The following is an 18899-nucleotide window of genomic DNA, read 5'->3' as shown; positions in this document are numbered from 1 at the left end:
ATTAGTTGTGCTGCTTTAATACTCTGTGAGGAACTACGCCGTGTGTAAGAAGATCTAACGGACAATCATAAGCTTTTAATTGTTCTTCCGAGATAATATTTGAATCGTGATAACATAGCGTTTTGTTTACACAGGCAATTGTTTTTACATGGGAACAGATAGTTCCCACATCATGAGAAACAACAATAATAGCCATCTTATTATTCAGTTTATCTAATATCTCATATAATTCCCCCTCAAACTTACTATCCACATAAGTATCGGGCTCATCAAGTATTAATAAATCGGGATCAGAAATAATTGCTCTGCAAAGAAAAATACGTTGCAATTGCCCTCCCGACAAACCTCCTATATTTTTATTTCTTAAATGGAAAATACCCATCTGCTCCATTAACTCGTTGGCTTTCTTCTTATCGGCAGATTTATATCTTGCAAAAACACCTTTCTGCGACATAAGTCCCGATAAAACAACATCAAGAACTGAAATGGGAAATTTCTTATCGATACGATTTACTTGTGGTAAATAACCAACAGTACAGGGCGTATTTCCAGAATGAATTATACTCCCTTTGAATGGTTTCAAGGAACCTAAAATCACTTTTAACAAAGTGGTTTTACCTCCTCCGTTGGGACCAATTACGCCCAAAAAATCTTTCTCTTTTACAAGCAAATCAACATCTGTTAAAACCACATTATCGTCGTAAGCTACAGAAACGGATTTTAACTCTAAAAGTGTATTCATATTCTTATAATTATCGGATAACTAATATTTAGTTTGCCTTTAAAAGTTTTATTATTCGGTTCATTTCTTTCGCCCAATCCTCGTTCAAAGGATCTATTTGCTCTACTCTGGCTCCAATCTCTTTTGCAATTGCTCTGGCATTATCCATATTAAATTGCTTCTGAATAAATATCACTTCTATGTCCTTTTCTTCTGCATTAGTTATTAAATTTTTCATTTGTGCAGGCGATGGATCTTTTCCATCTGTTTCAATGGAAATTTGCTCTAACCCATAATCTCTTGCCAAATATGACAATGCTGGATGAAAAATCATAAATGCCTTATTACCAGCCTTTACTTTAAGCTCTGCTGCCATTTTATCAAGCTCATCTATTTCTGATAAAAAACTTTTATAATTGGCTTCATACTTAGCCTTATTCTCAGGTTTTAGCTTCACCAATTGGGCATAAATATTTTGAAGAATTATTTTTACAGATTTTGGAGAAGACCATATGTGCGGATCAATTCCCCCTTTATGAAAATGATCACCATGACGAACTTCGGGTCCACGAACCAATTCAATTCCAGTAGAAATATCAATAAGTTGAATATTTCCGGCTCCTTCCAGTAAATTATCTAGCCATGCATATTCGAAAGGAATATGACCAATTTTAAAATATACAAGCGAATTGGCAATGCCTTTCATTTGCGAAGGTATTGGTTCGTAAGTAGCAGGACTTGCTCCTGGAGGAATTAGTACATTCACTTTAAAATCATCACCAGCTACCCGCTCAATAAAATATTTCTGGGGCAATATACTTACCGATATTTGATTTATTGTTTTGTCAACTTTCCCTGATTGACATGAGAAAAGTAAAAAGGCTGACAATAATGTAATAATGTTAAGTAAACGCATTCGATTATTTATTTATTTTATTTAGATCTGATTTAAATAACAAAAGTAAATGTTTTTTTGTTTCTGCAAAGAGAAACTCGATCAAATCTGTTCTCTTTTTAACTATTTTAACAATGCATTCTTTTATTTTCCAACTGATATTATTGTTACAATGAATTTACTTAAAATTGGAGTACAAACAAAAAGCCCGGTAGATTAAAATCTACCGGGCCATTATTATTATTTTAAACTACTATTTAAGTAATTCTCCAATTTTTGTTCTTAATTCTGCACTTCTTAAGTTCTTAGCAACAATTACACCATTCTGATCAATCAGAACAGTAGCAGGAATACTGCTAACACCGTATAGTTTTGCTGCTGCCGAATTCCAATATTTTAAATCTGAAACATGATTCCAAACTAATCCATCAGCTTCAATTGCTTTCAACCATTTGTCTTTATCTTTATCTAATGATACTCCTAAAAATTCAACACCTTTTTCGTGAATATCTTTGTACAATTGAACCATGTGAGGGTTTTCGCCTCTACAAGGACCACACCACGAAGCCCAAAAATCAATCACCACAACTTTACCTTTTAAAGATGATAAGCTAAAAGGTTTTCCTTCAGGAGTATTCAATGTAAAATCAGGAGCAGCTTGTCCAATAGCAACTTTTTTCAATACATCAATTTTTTCTTTAATCATTACTCCATAGGTAGAAGATTTTGCATCTTCACCAAGAACATTAAAAGCTTCTTCCATTTCGGCAACTTCCATTCCGGAAATCATACGAACAGATAAAAATGCTGCAACAACAGAATTAGAATTAGCTGCAATAAAATCTGTTGTAACTCCCTTTTTCTCATCCTCCATTTTCATGGCAACATTACGAATAGAGTCGATAGCAACTTTATTATTATTTTTCACAGCAACTTGATACTCCTGATAAAGCGCTTTATTTTTCTCTTGAAATACTTTTTGTGATTCGTTATATGCAATCCAAACATCATTATTTGCCGAACCTGTAATTTTAGCATCCTGCAGTTTTTGAGCATCAGCTTCGATGCTAATTTCTGAATTCTCAATAAAAAACTGAATAACAGACCTATTACCTTCTAGTTCAATAAAATAACGATCAGGAGACTCAACAGAACCAACAAATTCAAAAGCTCCTTCGGTTAAAACTGCTGAATCAATTTTCACCAATTCATTATCCTGAACTTTAGATAGATAAACTTTACCTTCAACTTCTCCCGAAATATTACCTTTAAGAGTATAATTTCCACCTGTATTACAAGAAGAAAAAAACAAGCCTATCGCAGATACTGCGATTAATAATTTTTTCATGTGTATCGTATTTTGTGTTAATAATTTCAAAGCATTAAAACTAACAATAAATTATATATATACACAATTTATTCCAGCCCAATACAAGTAAGCTACTCATTATTTTTAATCTCACCAAAGTAAGTACTCAACAACTTAAAGGCTGCCACAAATGAACTCATTTCATCATTTAAAACCTTTTTTTCAAAATCAGGAATTTGTTCTTTTATTACTTTCTGATGATAAAAACCATCTTTTAATTGCTCATTTATTGTTTCATACATCCAGTACTTTGCCTGTTCGCTTCTTCTTTGCTCAAAGTATCCATTTTGCTGGGTATGACTACAATAATCCAATATTGTATCCCAAATAGCATCGATACCCGTTTTCTCAACCGAAGAACAGGTTAATACCTGAGGAGTCCATCCGGATTTAGGTTGAGGGAAAAGGTGCAATGCATTTTGAAATTGTACCCTTGCCAATTTAGCCTTGTGAACATTGTTTCCGTCGGCCTTATTTATTGAGATGGCATCGGCCATTTCCATAATACCTCGTTTTATTCCCTGCAACTCATCTCCTGCTCCTGCAATCTTTATTAAAAGGAAAAAATCGACCATTGAGTGAACTGCTGTTTCCGATTGTCCTACACCCACAGTTTCGATTAATATGGTATCGAAACCTGCAGCTTCGCATAAAATTAAACTTTCGCGGGTTTTACGTGCAACACCTCCGAGTGAACCTGCCGAAGGAGAAGGTCGGATATAAGCATTATTATCAACTGCTAATTCTTCCATTCTGGTTTTATCGCCAAGTATACTTCCTTTACTTCTTTCGCTACTAGGATCGATTGCCAGTACAGCCAATTTATGTCCCTGACTGGTAACATGTTTTCCAAAAGCCTCGATAAAAGTACTTTTTCCTGCACCAGGAACTCCAGTAATACCAATTCTTACCGATTTACCTGAATATGGAAGACACTTTTCTATAATTTCCTGAGCAATTTTCTGATGTTCAAACTTCGAACTTTCAATCAATGTAATTGCCTGACTCAAAATCCCCCGATCTCCTTTCAATATTCCATTTACAAAATCATCAATAGAGTATTGTTTTCTTTTCTTTTTTAATCGTTCTGCTATGCGTGGGTTTATTGATGGAGGTTGACTAATTCCTGAATTAACCTGTAACCCTTTATAAGTAGGGTCATTTTCTACATGACATTTATTGTGCTTTTTTTTATCCGACATGGCTCTATTTTTCAAATAATACCAAATTATTTATAAGATGTACTTTTCCAATTAATAAATAAGAACATAAATATTATTTACAAGTTGTTTTGTTTAGCTATTGGCATAAGTACTAACATTGCGAAGTTATAAAATTAAAAAAGTATGCCCCTTTAATCAAGTAAAAAAGTAGATATGTTTATGAACAACAATAGCCTAATATAAAAAGAGCTTTCCGGTATGAAAAGCTCTTTCTGTATTTATATTTTTTAGAATTTTCTAATTCAATTTTGGCATTACCACATTTCCTCGAACACGCAACTGAACTGCCGATTTTAATGGATCGTTAGTAATTACGGTTATCAGTTTATTCTGACGGCCTCGCTTACCTCTTGAATTAAATACCACTTTAAGCTCTGTTTCTTCTCCGGCTTTTATAATTTTTGCCTGAGGAGCAATAGCAGTACAACCACAAGATGCTTTTGTTTTTCTGATAATTAAATCGGATGCACCATTATTTTTCATTTTAAATGTATACTCCGCTTTTTCACCTTGAGTTAATTCACCAAAATCAAAAATATTTTCGTCAAACTCGATTTTTGGAGCTTTTGCTTTTTCAGCATCGCTAAGTTGTTCAAAATCTTCAACAATATTAGCACTTACTGTCAATCGTTGTCCTGGTTTGTGTTGCTGATTAATCAATACATCTAAATAATCTACCACAAATCCCCAATCGTTTTTCTTACTTGCATCATAAAAAGCAACAATTTTACCTTTTTGCTTAGGCTGAATTTTTTCAGGAACAAGCTTAATTTTTAAATGTGCAGGCATTCTTTTAAATGCGATACTTACCGGACTATCACTCTCGTTGTATACTTCCATCGATGCTTCTTTAACTTCGGTATTTTTAACTTTAGTAAAAGACAGGTGATTATTTTTCATTCTTAAACCCGACATCTCTCTTGGGAAAAGGTCTGCAATTGTTTTTTCACGCTCAATAACTTTTCCTCTAATTCTTAAAATTGTAATAGATGGATTGGTATTTGCCGTTACTGTAACTGATTTATTAAATGCTCCCGGACGATTTTTAGGATCAAAAGTTGCTTTTATAAATCCTTTTTTCCCTGGCGCAATTGGTTGCTTACTCCAATCGGGAGAAGTACATCCGCATGAAGAGCGAACCTGCTTAATAATTATCGGTTGTGAACCCGTATTTACAAATTCAAAAGAATAAGCTTGCTTACCTTGTTCTTCTTTAAAAGTACCAAAATCGTGATCTTTAGAATCGAATTTCATTACTGGCTTGGCATTTTGAGCATTTGCAAAGAAAAAGCTTCCACAAATAGCAGCCACTAACAAAAAAATCATTTTTCTACTCATAACTATCTAATATTTTAAAATCAGTTTTTGTTTATTACGGTAAAATAACAAAAGAGTTTACGTTTTCCCCTTAAAATTACAAACCACACAAAATTAAACATTTTTTACGGGAAAATCTCTTAAATATCGTTAAATAGTAGTTAAGAGATTTCTCATAAGCTGACTCTTTATAATGTGATTTTACATTTAAATCATGGTCAAATATCATACCATATAATGATAAAATGATTTGAATTTATTTTAATAACAATTATTAGATTTGTAGTGTTCCGATTAAAAATTAATAAGAATTTTATTTTTAAGAATAATTCCTAAAATAAATACTTGTTTTTGCCATCTTAGCTTACTTTGCCAAGGACTTAGAAAATATTTTTAATACATTCAATATAAAATTAAAAGACTACGAGATAGTCTTTAATAAAGAACCACATTATTAACCAGATATGATTGATCTAAAAAATAAAATTACAGAATATGCAAAATCTGTAAAAAAAGAAATAATAGAGATTCGTTCCCACCTGCACAAGCATCCCGAATTATCTTTCGAGGAATTTGAAACCTCAAAATACATTCAATCGAAATTAGATGATTATGGAATAGCCTATAAAAATGGATATGTAAAAACAGGAATTGTAGGCATAATTAAAGGTGTAAATCCTCAAAAAAAAGTAATTGCTTTACGTTCTGATATGGATGCTTTGCCAATTACGGAAAACCCCGAAAACAAATATTGCTCGCTTAACAAAGGTGTAATGCATGCTTGTGGTCACGATATGCATATTGCAAGTCTTTTGGGTGCTGCGAAAATCTTAAATGAATTTAAATCGGAATGGGAAGGAAGTATATTGTTAATTTTTCAGCCTGGCGAGGAATTATTACCCGGCGGAGCACGCCTAATGATGGAGGAAAATGCCTTACAACCCGAACCGGAGTGGATCTTGGGACAACATGTTTTACCGGATATGCCGACTGGAACGGTTGGTTTTCGGTCGGGAATGTATATGGCTTCAGGCGATGAAATATATCTTACCGTAAAAGGAAAAGGTGGACATGCAGCAATGCCTCACCGCTGTACTGATAATGTATTAATTGCCTCTCATATTATTGTTGCCTTACAACAAATTGTAAGCAGACATTGCGATGCAAGAATTCCAACCGTTTTATCGTTCGGAAAAATAGAAGCCAATGGAGCTACTAATATTATTCCCGATGAAGTAAAAATAGCTGGCACTTTTCGTACCATGAACGAAGAATGGCGTGCTAAGGCTAAACAACTAATTACCTCTATTGCACAATCAACAGCCAAAGGGATGGGCGCCGAGTGTGAAGTGGATATCAGGCATGGCTACCCATTTTTGGTGAATCATGAAAACTATACCGATCAGGCCAAATTAAATGCAATTGACTTATTGGGAGAAGACAAGGTTGTAAATATGGATATTCGTATGACAACGGAAGATTTTGGCTTTTATTCTCAAAAATATCCTGCTACATTTTATCGCTTCGGTGTAAAATCAGATAAAAATGGAGCTCTTCATACTTCAAATTTTGAGGCAAACGAAAATGCTTTAGAAACATCGATGAGAACAATGGCCTGGCTGGCTATTTCTTATTTAAATAAATAGCTTTTTCTTATCTAAACATTATAAATAAAGAGTGCAACTCTCTTTATTTATGAAGTTTAAATATTAAAATATGTTATATTATTATTTAATTTCTTTAAAAATAGAAAATTTACTGAAGAATTTATTTTCTCATTAAAAATATGATATTACATTTGTGATAGTATTAACATTAAAAATAAAATAAAATGGCTTACGTAATTAACGACGACTGTATTTCTTGCGGTTCTTGTGAAGGAGAATGTCCTGTTGAAGCTATCTCTATGGGTGATGAGCATTATGTAATTGACGCAGATCTTTGTACCGATTGTGGTACTTGCGTTGACGCTTGTCCGGTAGAAGCTATTCACCCTGAATAATCGCAACTAACCGATATTAAAAAAACCAGTGATCAGATCACTGGTTTTTTTATTAGTGGATAATGGTATTCATTTTAATATCATGCTCATCAATTGGAACTTGATCCAAAATCTGAAAATCAAAACATATTCCGACCTTATAAGCACTTAATGATTGTAATAAACGATCGTAATATGCTTTTCCTCGTCCCATCCTATTATTTTGCTTATCGAAAGCTACTCCAGGAATCAAAATTAAATCAATTTCATCTTCAGCCATAAATACGGGTCCGTCGGGTTCGGGAATACCATAATTTTCTCCATCAACTAAATATTCACGTCCTTTAAACTCTTTTAAATCAAGGGTTGCACCTTTTACACAGGGCAAAATTACTTTTTTCTTTTTTGCCCATTTACAAACAAAATCGTGCGAAAACACCTCATCTTTCATCGACCAGTAAAGCATTACTACTTTTGCATCGATAAACTCAGGCATTTCTTCCAGTTTTTTTAAAACGGGCTGCGACAATTCTTTTTTTTGCGCTTCGGAATATTCTAGCTTCAATAGCTTTATTTCTTTACGGATTTTTTTCTTCTCCTGGTCTATATTCGTATTTGTGTCCATCGTTTTATTTGTATATATCTCTTCTTCTATCTTTAAAAGCATCATTCATGGGAGTAATCATTTTATCTCTGGCAAGTTTAGGATCAATATCCAAAATTACGATTTCTTCTTCAGTGCCTGCTTGGGCAATAAGTTCGCCTTTAGGATTTGTAATTACAGATTGTCCCGTAAATCTTAAGTCTTCTTCTGTTCCTACTCTATTTGCTGTAGCAATAAAGATTCTATTGACTAAAGAATAAGAAGGAATGACCGATTGAGCATAAGGCAAAATCAGATTCGAGGGATGCAAAATTAAATCCACATCTTTAAGTGCCAGTCTTCTCCACACTTCAGGAAACATCCAATCGAAACAAATAAGCATTCCTATTTTAACATCGCCAATAGTAAAAATAGGTAATCCTAAATTGCCAGGCGCAAAATATTCTTTCTCTTTCATAAACAAATGAAGCTTTCGGTACTTACCAATTACGCCTGTTTGGTCTATTAAAAGAGCCGAATTAAATAATTTGCGATCTTCTCGTTCCAAAAAGCCTGTTGCCACACAAAATTGAAACTCTCTGCAATACTTTTTCAAAAAATTTATAAAAATGCTGTCTTCAATAGTTTCAGAAAATTGCTTTGCCTCCTCTATTGAACCGAAATTATAACCCGAATTTGCCAGTTCAGGTAAAACAAGTAAATCGGCATTTTTAGCCTTCACCAATAAAGGTTTTAATCTTTCTATATTCGATTTCAGATCTCCAAAAACCGGAGCAAATTGTATCAGTGCAATTTTCATTTCCACAAATTTAGTTTCTCAGGGTTGAAAAGCCGAAGCTCTCAATATCATACCATAATCATTTTCCTTCATTAATTTCTCGAGCGAATAATCCTCATTCTTTTTCATGAATTCCTTTACAATCTGTAAGCCCATCCAGATTCCTGTTCTAGAAGGCGATTCTTCTGGCATTCCCGGTGTAAAAGGTCCATCGTTAATGTATTTAATAATGGTTCGATACTCGGTATTAAACAAATGTTTTTGTTCAATAATATATCCCCAGATTAATGCTTTGTTCTCTTCACACCACGCCAATTCCTCATCGGTATATTTCATTACATCGGCAGCAGGTAAATCGGGCATTAGTTTTTCCATGAAATATCGAATCTTCCCCTGGTAAATCATATTACTAATTAAATCATCCTTTTTAGGACGAAAAGGGAACTCTGTTAATCCATAAGCAAGAATTACATCCTGAGTAATTCTTTTGGGAATCATATTTTTACGCGCATACATTGGTGTTCTTAAGCGAGAATAAAATTCACATTTTTCGCCTAAATATTTATCAAGGCTTATGCCAATAATATCTTTGGCAACAACAATCGATTGGTTAAATCCAGATATCTGAGTATAAAATTGCGGGATTCGGAGATCGGGAAAATAATACTTTAAATGCTTAAAAGCTTCGGTCAACTCTACCTCTTTTCCTGCCATATCCGGATAAACGGCAAAAACCTGCTGACTAACTTCACTAATAATCGAATCGTATAAAAACTTATTCAGATAATCGATATAATCCGGAGTATTAATATCTCCCAATCCAATTACCTTATTGCTATATAAGGATAAAAAATCTTTATATTCCATTTTAAATTTTTCAAGATCAGGATCTTTCTTTAGCTTAAATAAATCCTTATCGAAACGTTTAATCGTAAGCTTTACATCAATATCCGAAACATCGGGATTATTATTTTTAGACTTACAGGAAGAAAGATTACTTACAATTAGAATTGGAATTAAAAGTTTAAGTATCTGTTTTAATAAATTCATTCAAAAGAATTTTAAATATTTATTTTATGGATTGTTATTCTCAAAAATAAACAAAGCATAATTCAAAGAAAACAATTTCGCCACTTAATGCTCAGCTTTTTCGTTTGCAGCACATTTCATTTCTTTTTTATAACTAAATTTGTGCAATACAAATAAAAGATTTGAGAAGTAAGACCTAAGAACTTACAGTATCCATTCGTCGTTCTGCTCATTCCCTTTTGTATTTTATTTTTTAATTATAATAGATATCAGGTTAAAATCTAATATCTAATGTCTTAAATCTCATTTCTAAACAAAATGAAAATAGCATTAGCACAATTAAACTACCATATTGGCAATTTCGAAAGCAATACAGAAAAAATAATTTCATGCATCGAAAAGTCTAAAAAAGAAAATGTCGATTTGGTTATTTTTTCTGAATTGGCCATTTGTGGATATCCTCCAAAAGATTTATTAGAGCGCAAAGATTTTGTTGATCGTACTTTACTAGCCTTAGAGAAAGTTACAGAAAGTTGTACCGATATCGCGGCAGTAATTGGTGGTCCATCCATAAATCCAAATACAAAAGGTAAAAATCTTTACAATTCGGCCTATTTTATTTCCGATGGAAAAGTAGAAAGTATCCACAATAAAACCTTATTGCCAAATTACGATATTTTCGATGAGTACAGATATTTCGAACCTAACACAGAATTTTCACTGGTAGAATTTAAGGGCAAAAAAATTGCCATAACGATTTGTGAAGATTTGTGGGAAAATCAGCCAACCGATAATAATTTTTCAAAGTCGGAACTGTACACCGTTTCCCCCATGGAGGAACTAAACAAATTACAGCCCGATTTTGTAGTAAATATTGCGGCCTCACCCTTTTCATACAATCAAAAAGATTACCGAACCAACATTCTTAAATCGTGCAGCCAGAACTACCAGTTGCCGGTTTTCTATGTGAACCAAATTGGCGCACACACCGAATTAATTTTCGATGGCGATTCCATGGTGCTAAACTCGAAAGGCGAACTTGCTTGTCGATTACAATATTTCGAGGAAGATTATAAGATTGTTGATTTAAATGAAATAGAAAATTCTCAAATTGAGGAAAAGGAAGTTGATTACATCGAAAAAATTCATGATGCCCTGGTACTAGGACTAAAAGATTACTTTGGTAAAATGGGCTTTAAACAAGCCACTTTAGGCTTATCGGGAGGTATCGATTCTGCCGTTACAGTTGTTTTAGCCCAGCGGGCTCTTGGCAAAGAAAATGTGAGAGTACTGCTTTTACCATCGGAATTTTCTTCGGATCATTCCATTAAAGATGCTGTAGATTTGGCCGAAAATCTGGGAATACAATACGAAATTGTTGCAATTCAGGATATATTTAATGAATTTCAAAAATCATTAAGTCCTATTTTTGGCGACTTACCTTTTAATGTTGCCGAAGAAAACATACAAGCCCGAATTCGTGGAACTTTAATGATGGGTCTGTCCAATAAATTCGGACACATACTTCTTAATACATCTAACAAAAGTGAGGCTGCTGTTGGATACGGTACCCTTTACGGAGATATGAACGGAGGATTATCGGTATTAGGTGATGTGTACAAAACCGATGTGTTTAAAATGGCCTGGTTTATGAATAAAGATGCCGAAGTTATTCCCGAAAACACGATTGTAAAACCACCCTCAGCAGAATTGCGACCTGATCAAAAAGATTCCGATTCCTTACCCGATTATGACATTTTAGATGGTATTTTGTATCGATATATAGAAAAAAATATGTCTTTAGAAGAAATAATTAATGAAGGTTTCGAAAAAGAAACAGTAAAAAAGGCAATTCGTTTGGTAAACATGAATGAGTACAAAAGATTCCAAACTCCGCCTATATTGCGCGTTTCATCTAAGGCTTTTGGTTTCGGAAGAAAAATACCATTGGTAGCAAAACACTAAGTATTGGGTATAAACACCTACAATATAGCATGTTGTCGAACAGATAGGTAATAATGATTTTTTTCTCTATTTGTTTTCTCTTTTGATTTCATTTATATACTTTTGAAGTGTTTTAAAACATGCAAGTATATTTTTTAAACCATATTCCGCTTTTTGTATGATTGAGAATGAAAGAAAGTCGAGAGAGACTATTTGTGGGGAAATAATAAGCAATCCAAACTCTGTTTTTAATGTTCTTACTCCTGGCGAGAAAGAAGAATTAAAGTCGAATATGACTTGTTCTTTTTTTAAGAAAGGCGAATACATTTACAAAGAAGGAGAAAGACCAATTGGTCTAATCTGTTTATCAGAAGGAAAAGTAAAAATTTTTAAAGAAGGTGTTGGCGGACGAGAGCAAATAGTACGCATGGCTAAACCAATCGGTTTTATTGGCTATCGTGCACTTTTTGCCGAGGAGAATAATATTGCATCGGCAGTTGCTATCGAAGATTCTATAACCTGTACGGTAAGCTATGATTTAATACTAAAACTCCTTCGTTCGAATGCAGAACTGGCTCTTTGTATTATTCGTTCACTTTCTACGGAACTTGGTTTCTCAAATAACAGAACCATTACGCTAACACAAAAGCATATTCGCGGACGTTTGGCAGAATCATTACTATTTTTGCGTGATACTTATGGATTTGAAGACGATGAAGCCACCATTAAGGTATATTTATCGAGAGAAGATATTGCAAACTTATCGAATATGACCACATCCAATGCAATTCGCACACTCTCGACTTTTGCCAGCGAAGGTGTAATTGCTATTGATGGACGAAAAATAAAAATACTAGACAAGGTTCGCCTTGATAGAATAAGTAAGTTAGGATAACTTTTAAGAACAATATTGAATGAAGAGACGGTAGAATATCGTCTCTTTTTTTTTATCCTATCTCATTGGTCTGATATTCTCACTAAAGTAAGATTATCTATAGATTTTAACCTGCAAATGCCTTACTGACAATTACACTTTGAGTGGAAACATCAAAGAATCTAAATATTTATTATTCCTGCAAATAAACACGCTTAACCCGGCGAGAAATAGTAGTAAGAATTTCGTAAGGAATGGTATCGAGCTGCATAGCCATTTTGCTCACAGAATAATCATCACCAAAAATTATCACAGAATCGCCTTCATTTGCATCAACATTGCTAAGATCAATCATGCTCATATCCATACAAATATTACCAATAACAGGGCATATTTTTCCATTTACTAACACTTTACCCACCCCCTTACTTAGCTTACGATTAAAACCATCGGCATAACCAATAGGAATAATTCCAATACGAGTATCTTTACTTAAAATCCCCATTCGACCATAACCAATCGTATTTTCTTTTGCAATGATTTTAATCTGAGAAATAGTAGTTTTTAGCGTACTCACATTCATTAATTTATCCTGATTAGCAGGACTTACCCCATACAATCCAATGCCAAGTCGCACCATTTCGAATTGCGCATCGGTAAAGCGTTCTATTCCTGCCGAATTTAAAAGATGACGATCGATACCATAAGCAAACGCACTCCTGATTTTATCACTCCAGCGAGTAAATAAGTCGATTTGCTCGCGGGTAAACTCGTCGTGCTGAGGCTCATCGGCCCCAGCCAAATGAGAAAACACCGAACGAATATAAAACTGATCCTTATCTTTTATTTCACTAATGAGAGTATCTATATCCTGTTCCATAAATCCCATTCGATGCATTCCTGTATCTAATTTTAAATGGATTGGATATTTTTTTTCCATATTACGACGCAGCTCCTGTTCAAATTCCCTAAGAATGTTAAGATTATAAATTTCAGGTTCTAAGCGATACTCAATCATTGTTTCGAACGAGTGCGGTTCCGGATTCATTACAATTATTGGGATATTAATACCCGCATTTCGTAACTCCACCCCTTCATCGGCAATGGCAACAGCTAAATAATCAACCTGATGATATTGCAACAAATTTGCAATTTCTATTGATCCACTTCCATAGGAAAAAGCCTTTACCATAACCGTTAATTTTGTTTCGGGCTTAAGTAAAGATCTAAAATAATTTAGGTTGTGAACCATTGCTGTAAGGTTAATTTCCAGAACCGTTCTGTGGGCTTTACATTGCAATGCATTGGATATTCTCTCGAAATGAAAATCACGTGCTCCTTTAATTAGAATTACCTCGTCGCGAAACTGATTCCTATTTAAATGAGACAGAAAAAGATCTGTTGATGGATAAAAACTAGCCTCTTGTTCGAAAGAATCGGCCTGCGAAGAAATTCTTTTTCCAATGCCAATAAATCGATCTACTTTCTTTTTAACAAGCATTTTAGATAGCTTGTTATATAATTTTTCATCAGAAATTCCTGTTTGGTAGATATCTGAAAGAATTAAAGTTTTCTTTTTATCTTTTTGCTGACGATTCATTAAATCAACAGCTATTTCCAAAGAACCAAAATCGGAATTGTAATAATCATTAATAAGGGTACAATTACCAGATCCTTCTTTCGTTTCCAAACGCATGGCAATAGGTTCCAGCTTTTGTATTTTTTCCTGAATAAGCTCTTTTTTTATCTTCAAACCAAAGGCCAGAACACAACAGGTAATTGCATTATTTAACGATGCTTTATCGGTAAAAGGAACTACAATTTCCCCTTTATCATTGAGACATTGATATTTTATTCTGGTGCAGGAATCTTCGGTATTTTCCTTTAGAATCCTGAAAAAGGAGCTATTCTTCCTCGACCAGTTTAGGTAAATTTTCTGGCTTCCAAATTCATTGTGCAAAGCTGTTTCAACAATCGAATCGTCGGCACAGTAAACAATAGCTTCGCAAGAGGTGTATAACTTAATTTTCTCTTTAAGAAGATGAAGTTTGCTTTTAAAATTTTCGCGGTGAGCATCGCCCAAATGAGTAAAAACACCAAAGGTAGGCTGAATAATTTTTGCCAGTTTTTCCATTTCTTCGGGCTTGGAAATACCCGCTTCAATTATTGCCAAATTGGCATCGGTATTCATATTCCACACCGATAAAGGAACACCAACCTGAGAATTATAACTCCTCGGGCTTCGAACAATTGAAAATGACTGATTTAAAATTTGATACAACCATTCTTTCACAATTGTTTTTCCGTTGCTTCCGCTTACTCCAATAACCGGATAAGAAAATTTTCTGCGATGGTAAGCACTTAATTTTTGAAGAGCTTTTAGTGTATTGGGTACTACTATAAATCCTGCATCAGGAAAATTACTGCAATCGATCTTATCCTTACAAATAACAAAAGCACGAATGCCTTTCTGATACAAATCGGTAACATAAGCATGTCCATCGTGACGATCGCCCAGCAAAGCAAAAAACAGGATTTGTTCGTCAATCAAAAGAGATCTGCTATCAATAGCAATAGATCGAATAAAAATATCAGGATTACCCAAAAGAGTACCTTTAACAATATCTTTTAGTGCTCTTAAGCTATAAGTATTTTCAGATCTCATTTAATTAATTTACTTGGTTGTGCTGTATATTTTTGAGTAACAGGAACGACATAAAGGCTCATATTCTTCCTTTTCGCCCAGAACCACAAGCTTATCGGCTTCGGATAAACGGTGAGAATAATTGGCTAAATTACCACATCGCATACATACCGCATGAACTTTAGTAACATATTCGGCTCTTGCCATTAGGTTTGGTATCGGTCCAAAAGGGTTTCCTCTAAAATCCATATCCAAACCTGCAACAATTACCCGAACCCCCTGATTTGCAAGTTGATTACAAACTTCTGCCAATCCATCGTCGAAAAATTGTGCTTCGTCGATACCAATCACATCAACATTGCTGGCCAACAGAAGAATATTGGCCGAAGTTTCAACTGGTGTAGATCGAATAGCATTGGCATTGTGCGATACTACCTCATCTTCGGAATAGCGCACATCGATATGAGGTTTAAAAATCTCTACCTTCTGGCGAGCAATCTTAGCACGGTTCAAACGACGGATTAGTTCTTCGGTTTTCCCCGAAAACATGGATCCTACGATTACCTCGATCCACCCATTTCGACCAGCTCTGTTTATATCATTCTCAAGAAACATGTATTATAGTTTAGGCATTTTACATAGATATACAAAAATAGGAAAACAGATTTATTTCTAGCCATACAAGTCATAATTGTAAACATTTTGGATAAATCATATTTTAAATCCATTTTCCAAAGCCTATAATGGCAGTTGGAAACAATCAAATCAAAAAATTCTCGTTTCTTTGTATAGAAAATCAGTTTTAACCAACTCGCTTCGATCTTTAATATCGATAAAAAATAAAACAGATGGATAAGAAATTAATGATTCAACTGCTCTTGAATAAAACGGGAGAAATTCAAAGCTTATTAGAGCATTTCAAAAATCAGCCTTATGATTTAGAAAAAGATATGCCTTTACTTTCGGACAGAATTGAAGGATTAAGCAAAGAATTTGAATTGTTAAAGTTAAGTTTTACCCATCCTGTTAAAGAAATAGAAAAACCTGAAATTCTTATTGAAACAGTAAATGTTGAAATAAAACCTAAAGAAAAACCAGAAATTACTGTAGAAAATACTCCCGAAACTATTATTCCGGAAACAGTTAAGCTCAAAACTGCTGAACCTGAAGAAGCATCGAATTTAAACGATCAGTTGCAAAAGCCAAGCTCGGAAATTCTGGGAGAAAAATTTTTCTCTAACTCTTTAAGTGATATTCAATCGGCAATAGGAATTAATGATCGATTTTTATTCACCCGCGAGTTGTTTAATAATAGTACTGAAGAATACAATACTGAAATTAATTTTATTAATAGTGCCGATAATTTTAGCAGCATAGAAGATCATTTCAGGAAAAATAAAAATTGGGATTTTGAGGATCCAATAGTTAATCAATTTATCGAAATCACAAAGAGAAAATTTTAAAGTATGTCGAAACTTTACCTTGTTCCTACTCCTATTGGAAACCTGGAAGATATTACCCTAAGAGCAATTAACGTTTTAAAAAGTGTTGATTTAATTTTAGCTGAAGATACAAGAACCTCAGGCTTTCTTTTAAAGCATTACGAAATTAGCAAGCCTTTGCTTTCGCATCACAAGTTTAACGAGCATAAAACCTCCGAAAATATCGTTAACCGGATTTTAGCAGGTGAAACCATTGCCCTTATTTCTGATGCGGGTACTCCTGGCATTTCCGACCCAGGTTTCTTTTTGGTAAAACATTGTGCCGAACAGGGAATTAATGTAGAATGTTTACCCGGAGCAACAGCTTTTGTTCCTGCTTTGGTAAATTCGGGCTTGCCTTGTGATCGATTTTGTTTCGAAGGCTTTCTGCCTCAGAAAAAAGGTCGCCAAACCAAATTAAACGAGTTGGCCGAACAAACACATACCATGATTTTTTATGAATCGCCTCACCGATTGGTAAAAACATTACAACAATTTGCCGATGTTATGGGGGAAAACCGAAAGGCTGCTGTTTCGAGAGAATTAACAAAACTGCATGAAGAAAATGCCAGAGGCACACTTAGCGAATTAATTCAACATTTTAGCTCGAAAACGGTAAAAGGCGAAATTGTAATTATTGTTGAAGGCAAAGTAATAGAAAAAAAGAAAAAAGAATATATCAAAAAAGATAGACAGTCCTAATTACAAACAAACTTGCCAAACTTTATACTAAACAGCAAGCTCGCTATTTCTCTTTCTCAATTGAAATTTAATCTTCAGAACTTGAATCCTAATATTTCGTACTTAATACTTGAACCTTGATACTTGGATCTTGAAACTTGGAGCTTAGAGCTTGAAACCTTAATCTTCGTGAGAAAACTTAGGACAGGAGATTGCCTTATCGCCTAGTTTTTTCACTTTTTGGCGACGTTTAAGTTTACGTATTTCTCTTGGGTTAGAATAATTATAATTGTAAGTTAATGAGATCTCTAATCCCCCACGATTTGATGATGCCGTTTGTAAATCGGAGACATTAATATCGTAAGAAAGCAGAACCTTCAAGCGTTTTTTCTCATATCCAAAAACAGGAATAATATCCTGAGTAAAGCGATACCAGATACCATAATGAAAAATTGTACCTTTTTCGCCAAAAAGAGACATCCCATTAGCACCCGCAATCCATTCGCTGGCCCCTTTTTCTATGGTATGCATTATTTCCGGTTTTATATACATTCGCGGACTTACACGACTTTCAAACCCTCCGTGTATAGCAAACTTCCTTTTTAGGTTATTAATTGTTTCGCGCTCTCCATAAAAAGATTCTTCGGGCTGATTGATATGACTAATAGCACTCCCAATAAAATATTTTGTTTTCCCTCTGAAATAGGTCATCATAAGTCCACCTGAAAAATCCATATAAAACAAAGACTGAGAAGTATAATCTTCATTATTATTTCTAGTGGGATCGAAAACTCCGTTTTCCCATTGTTCTCCAAAAGTAAGTTTATTAAAATCAACCGATTTGTTTATTAGCTCTAGACCTAATCCAGCATGAATAAACAGAGTATTTCCTGCATTTAAGCTCTTATTCAAAGAGGAAGAAAACATTACCTGAGTAGTTTTTAATCCACCATCTCCAGCCTTATCGTTAAAAATCATACCACCAATACCAATCCACGAAGAGCTAAGTAATTGTGTTGATAATTTACCATCCACAAAAACAGATTGCGACACAAAAGGAGTCGTAACACTATTCCATTGGTTACGGTAATTCATTCCCCCACGAAGGTTATAATCGGAGTTTCCGGTTAAGGCTGGATTTAACAATAAAGGTATCGAGTAAAATTGAGAAGAGTGTACACGTTGTGCTGAGATCTTACTGATCCCAAAAAACAAGATACATAATACAAATAACAATTTTCTTCTCATAAATGTTTGTAAAAAGCCATTCCCAATAAGAATGGCCCTTCTTTAAATTATGAAAATGGGTATTTTTTAGCAATTACCCAAACATAAATATTATAATTAAACACATTTTT

Annotated in this window: 17 protein-coding genes; 6 read left to right on the top strand and 11 right to left on the bottom strand. The window is 34.1% G+C overall.

The features are described from left to right. Position 1: 1 nt before the first annotated feature. The 5 genes from ACT3CE_RS10540 to ACT3CE_RS10520 all read right to left on the bottom strand — a co-directional run bounded on the left by ACT3CE_RS10540 (position 2) and on the right by ACT3CE_RS10520 (position 5546). The gene (locus tag ACT3CE_RS10540; RefSeq protein WP_444709740.1) at positions 2 to 742 is read right to left on the bottom strand and encodes a metal ABC transporter ATP-binding protein; all 741 of its coding nucleotides are present in this window, start codon (positions 740 to 742) and stop codon (positions 2 to 4) included. 28 nt (positions 743 to 770) lie between these two features. Continuing rightward, positions 771 to 1637, bottom strand: a complete 867-nt coding sequence (locus ACT3CE_RS10535; protein ID WP_444709739.1) for a metal ABC transporter solute-binding protein, Zn/Mn family — start codon at positions 1635 to 1637, stop codon at positions 771 to 773. A 232-nt stretch (positions 1638 to 1869) separates the two neighbouring features. Beyond that, positions 1870 to 2964, bottom strand: coding sequence for a redoxin domain-containing protein (locus ACT3CE_RS10530; RefSeq protein ID WP_444709738.1), 1095 nt, complete (start codon positions 2962 to 2964; stop codon positions 1870 to 1872). Positions 2965 to 3056: 92 nt separating this feature from the next. After that, complete coding sequence (meaB, locus tag ACT3CE_RS10525; RefSeq protein WP_444709737.1) at positions 3057 to 4187, bottom strand: methylmalonyl Co-A mutase-associated GTPase MeaB; 1131 nt, start codon at positions 4185 to 4187, stop codon at positions 3057 to 3059. Between the two features lie 258 nt (positions 4188 to 4445). Then, positions 4446 to 5546 (bottom strand): DUF1573 domain-containing protein, encoded by a 1101-nt coding sequence (locus ACT3CE_RS10520; RefSeq protein ID WP_444709736.1) that lies wholly within the window; start codon positions 5544 to 5546, stop codon positions 4446 to 4448. Between the two features lie 443 nt (positions 5547 to 5989). Here ACT3CE_RS10520 and ACT3CE_RS10515 point away from each other — a divergent pair, with 443 nt between their 5' ends. Next, entirely contained in the window at positions 5990 to 7171 is a 1182-nt protein-coding gene (locus ACT3CE_RS10515) for a M20 metallopeptidase family protein (protein WP_444709735.1), read from the top strand. 185 nt (positions 7172 to 7356) lie between these two features. Further along, complete coding sequence (locus ACT3CE_RS10510; RefSeq protein ID WP_320117163.1) at positions 7357 to 7527, top strand: DUF362 domain-containing protein; 171 nt, start codon at positions 7357 to 7359, stop codon at positions 7525 to 7527. Positions 7528 to 7579: 52 nt separating this feature from the next. Here the strand turns inward: ACT3CE_RS10510 and ACT3CE_RS10505 are convergent, their stop codons facing one another. Genes ACT3CE_RS10505 through gldB form a run of 3 tightly spaced genes read right to left on the bottom strand, consistent with a single transcriptional unit; the run spans position 7580 to position 9938 of the window. Further along, positions 7580 to 8131: a 5-formyltetrahydrofolate cyclo-ligase gene (locus tag ACT3CE_RS10505; protein WP_444709734.1), complete on the bottom strand. Its 552-nt coding sequence runs from the start codon at positions 8129 to 8131 to the stop codon at positions 7580 to 7582. A 4-nt stretch (positions 8132 to 8135) separates the two neighbouring features. Next, positions 8136 to 8909 carry a nitrilase-related carbon-nitrogen hydrolase gene (locus tag ACT3CE_RS10500; RefSeq protein ID WP_444709733.1) on the bottom strand — a complete coding sequence of 258 codons (774 nt, stop codon included), beginning with the start codon at positions 8907 to 8909 and terminating at the stop codon, positions 8136 to 8138. Between the two features lie 18 nt (positions 8910 to 8927). Then, the gene (gene gldB, locus ACT3CE_RS10495; protein WP_444709732.1) at positions 8928 to 9938 is read right to left on the bottom strand and encodes a gliding motility lipoprotein GldB; all 1011 of its coding nucleotides are present in this window, start codon (positions 9936 to 9938) and stop codon (positions 8928 to 8930) included. Between the two features lie 297 nt (positions 9939 to 10235). Here gldB and ACT3CE_RS10490 point away from each other — a divergent pair, with 297 nt between their 5' ends. Beyond that, positions 10236 to 11882, top strand: a complete 1647-nt coding sequence (locus tag ACT3CE_RS10490) for an NAD+ synthase (RefSeq protein WP_444709731.1) — start codon at positions 10236 to 10238, stop codon at positions 11880 to 11882. A 157-nt stretch (positions 11883 to 12039) separates the two neighbouring features. Next, on the top strand, positions 12040 to 12756 hold the full coding sequence (locus tag ACT3CE_RS10485) for a Crp/Fnr family transcriptional regulator (RefSeq protein ID WP_320117168.1): 717 nt from the start codon (positions 12040 to 12042) through the stop codon (positions 12754 to 12756). 172 nt (positions 12757 to 12928) lie between these two features. On the opposite strand, the gene ACT3CE_RS10480 is transcribed toward ACT3CE_RS10485, so the two are convergent. Then, positions 12929 to 15400 (bottom strand): bifunctional UDP-N-acetylmuramoyl-tripeptide:D-alanyl-D-alanine ligase/alanine racemase, encoded by a 2472-nt coding sequence (locus ACT3CE_RS10480; RefSeq protein WP_444709730.1) that lies wholly within the window; start codon positions 15398 to 15400, stop codon positions 12929 to 12931. Positions 15401 to 15409: 9 nt separating this feature from the next. Continuing rightward, complete coding sequence (locus tag ACT3CE_RS10475) at positions 15410 to 15994, bottom strand: thymidine kinase (RefSeq protein WP_444709729.1); 585 nt, start codon at positions 15992 to 15994, stop codon at positions 15410 to 15412. Between the two features lie 233 nt (positions 15995 to 16227). Between ACT3CE_RS10475 and ACT3CE_RS10470 the strand changes: the two genes are divergently transcribed. Beyond that, positions 16228 to 16842 (top strand): hypothetical protein, encoded by a 615-nt coding sequence (locus ACT3CE_RS10470; RefSeq protein WP_444709728.1) that lies wholly within the window; start codon positions 16228 to 16230, stop codon positions 16840 to 16842. A gap of 3 nt (positions 16843 to 16845) precedes the next feature. Continuing rightward, positions 16846 to 17562, top strand: coding sequence for a 16S rRNA (cytidine(1402)-2'-O)-methyltransferase (rsmI, locus tag ACT3CE_RS10465; RefSeq protein WP_444709727.1), 717 nt, complete (start codon positions 16846 to 16848; stop codon positions 17560 to 17562). 159 nt (positions 17563 to 17721) lie between these two features. Here rsmI and ACT3CE_RS10460 read toward each other — a convergent pair whose 3' ends face one another. Beyond that, complete coding sequence (locus ACT3CE_RS10460) at positions 17722 to 18789, bottom strand: PorP/SprF family type IX secretion system membrane protein (protein WP_444709726.1); 1068 nt, start codon at positions 18787 to 18789, stop codon at positions 17722 to 17724. Positions 18790 to 18899 lie beyond the last annotated feature (110 nt).

It is taken from the genome of Marinifilum sp. RC60d5 (assembly GCF_052400665.1).
Classification (GTDB): Bacteria; Bacteroidota; Bacteroidia; order Bacteroidales; family Marinifilaceae; genus JBQTGK01.
Note: the sequence above shows the minus strand (reverse complement) of the source record. Positions and strands in the feature narration are given on the sequence as shown.

What these genes read in the sequence shown, in the direction of transcription:
- gldB (WP_444709732.1), bottom strand. Translation starts at nt 9,938, where the DNA reads ATGAATTTATTAAAACAGATACTTAAACTTTTAATTCCAATTCTAATT.
- ACT3CE_RS10505 (WP_444709734.1), bottom strand. Translation starts at nt 8,131, where the DNA reads ATGGACACAAATACGAATATAGACCAGGAGAAGAAAAAAATCCGTAAA.
- ACT3CE_RS10530 (WP_444709738.1), bottom strand. Translation starts at nt 2,964, where the DNA reads ATGAAAAAATTATTAATCGCAGTATCTGCGATAGGCTTGTTTTTTTCT.
- ACT3CE_RS10535 (WP_444709739.1), bottom strand. Translation starts at nt 1,637, where the DNA reads ATGCGTTTACTTAACATTATTACATTATTGTCAGCCTTTTTACTTTTC.
- ACT3CE_RS10470 (WP_444709728.1), top strand. Translation starts at nt 16,228, where the DNA reads ATGGATAAGAAATTAATGATTCAACTGCTCTTGAATAAAACGGGAGAA.
- ACT3CE_RS10475 (WP_444709729.1), bottom strand. Translation starts at nt 15,994, where the DNA reads ATGTTTCTTGAGAATGATATAAACAGAGCTGGTCGAAATGGGTGGATC.
- ACT3CE_RS10500 (WP_444709733.1), bottom strand. Translation starts at nt 8,909, where the DNA reads ATGAAAATTGCACTGATACAATTTGCTCCGGTTTTTGGAGATCTGAAA.
- ACT3CE_RS10480 (WP_444709730.1), bottom strand. Translation starts at nt 15,400, where the DNA reads ATGAGATCTGAAAATACTTATAGCTTAAGAGCACTAAAAGATATTGTT.
- meaB (WP_444709737.1), bottom strand. Translation starts at nt 4,187, where the DNA reads ATGTCGGATAAAAAAAAGCACAATAAATGTCATGTAGAAAATGACCCT.
- ACT3CE_RS10490 (WP_444709731.1), top strand. Translation starts at nt 10,236, where the DNA reads ATGAAAATAGCATTAGCACAATTAAACTACCATATTGGCAATTTCGAA.
- ACT3CE_RS10515 (WP_444709735.1), top strand. Translation starts at nt 5,990, where the DNA reads ATGATTGATCTAAAAAATAAAATTACAGAATATGCAAAATCTGTAAAA.
- ACT3CE_RS10485 (WP_320117168.1), top strand. Translation starts at nt 12,040, where the DNA reads ATGATTGAGAATGAAAGAAAGTCGAGAGAGACTATTTGTGGGGAAATA.
- ACT3CE_RS10460 (WP_444709726.1), bottom strand. Translation starts at nt 18,789, where the DNA reads ATGAGAAGAAAATTGTTATTTGTATTATGTATCTTGTTTTTTGGGATC.
- ACT3CE_RS10520 (WP_444709736.1), bottom strand. Translation starts at nt 5,546, where the DNA reads ATGAGTAGAAAAATGATTTTTTTGTTAGTGGCTGCTATTTGTGGAAGC.
- ACT3CE_RS10510 (WP_320117163.1), top strand. Translation starts at nt 7,357, where the DNA reads ATGGCTTACGTAATTAACGACGACTGTATTTCTTGCGGTTCTTGTGAA.
- rsmI (WP_444709727.1), top strand. Translation starts at nt 16,846, where the DNA reads ATGTCGAAACTTTACCTTGTTCCTACTCCTATTGGAAACCTGGAAGAT.
- ACT3CE_RS10540 (WP_444709740.1), bottom strand. Translation starts at nt 742, where the DNA reads ATGAATACACTTTTAGAGTTAAAATCCGTTTCTGTAGCTTACGACGAT.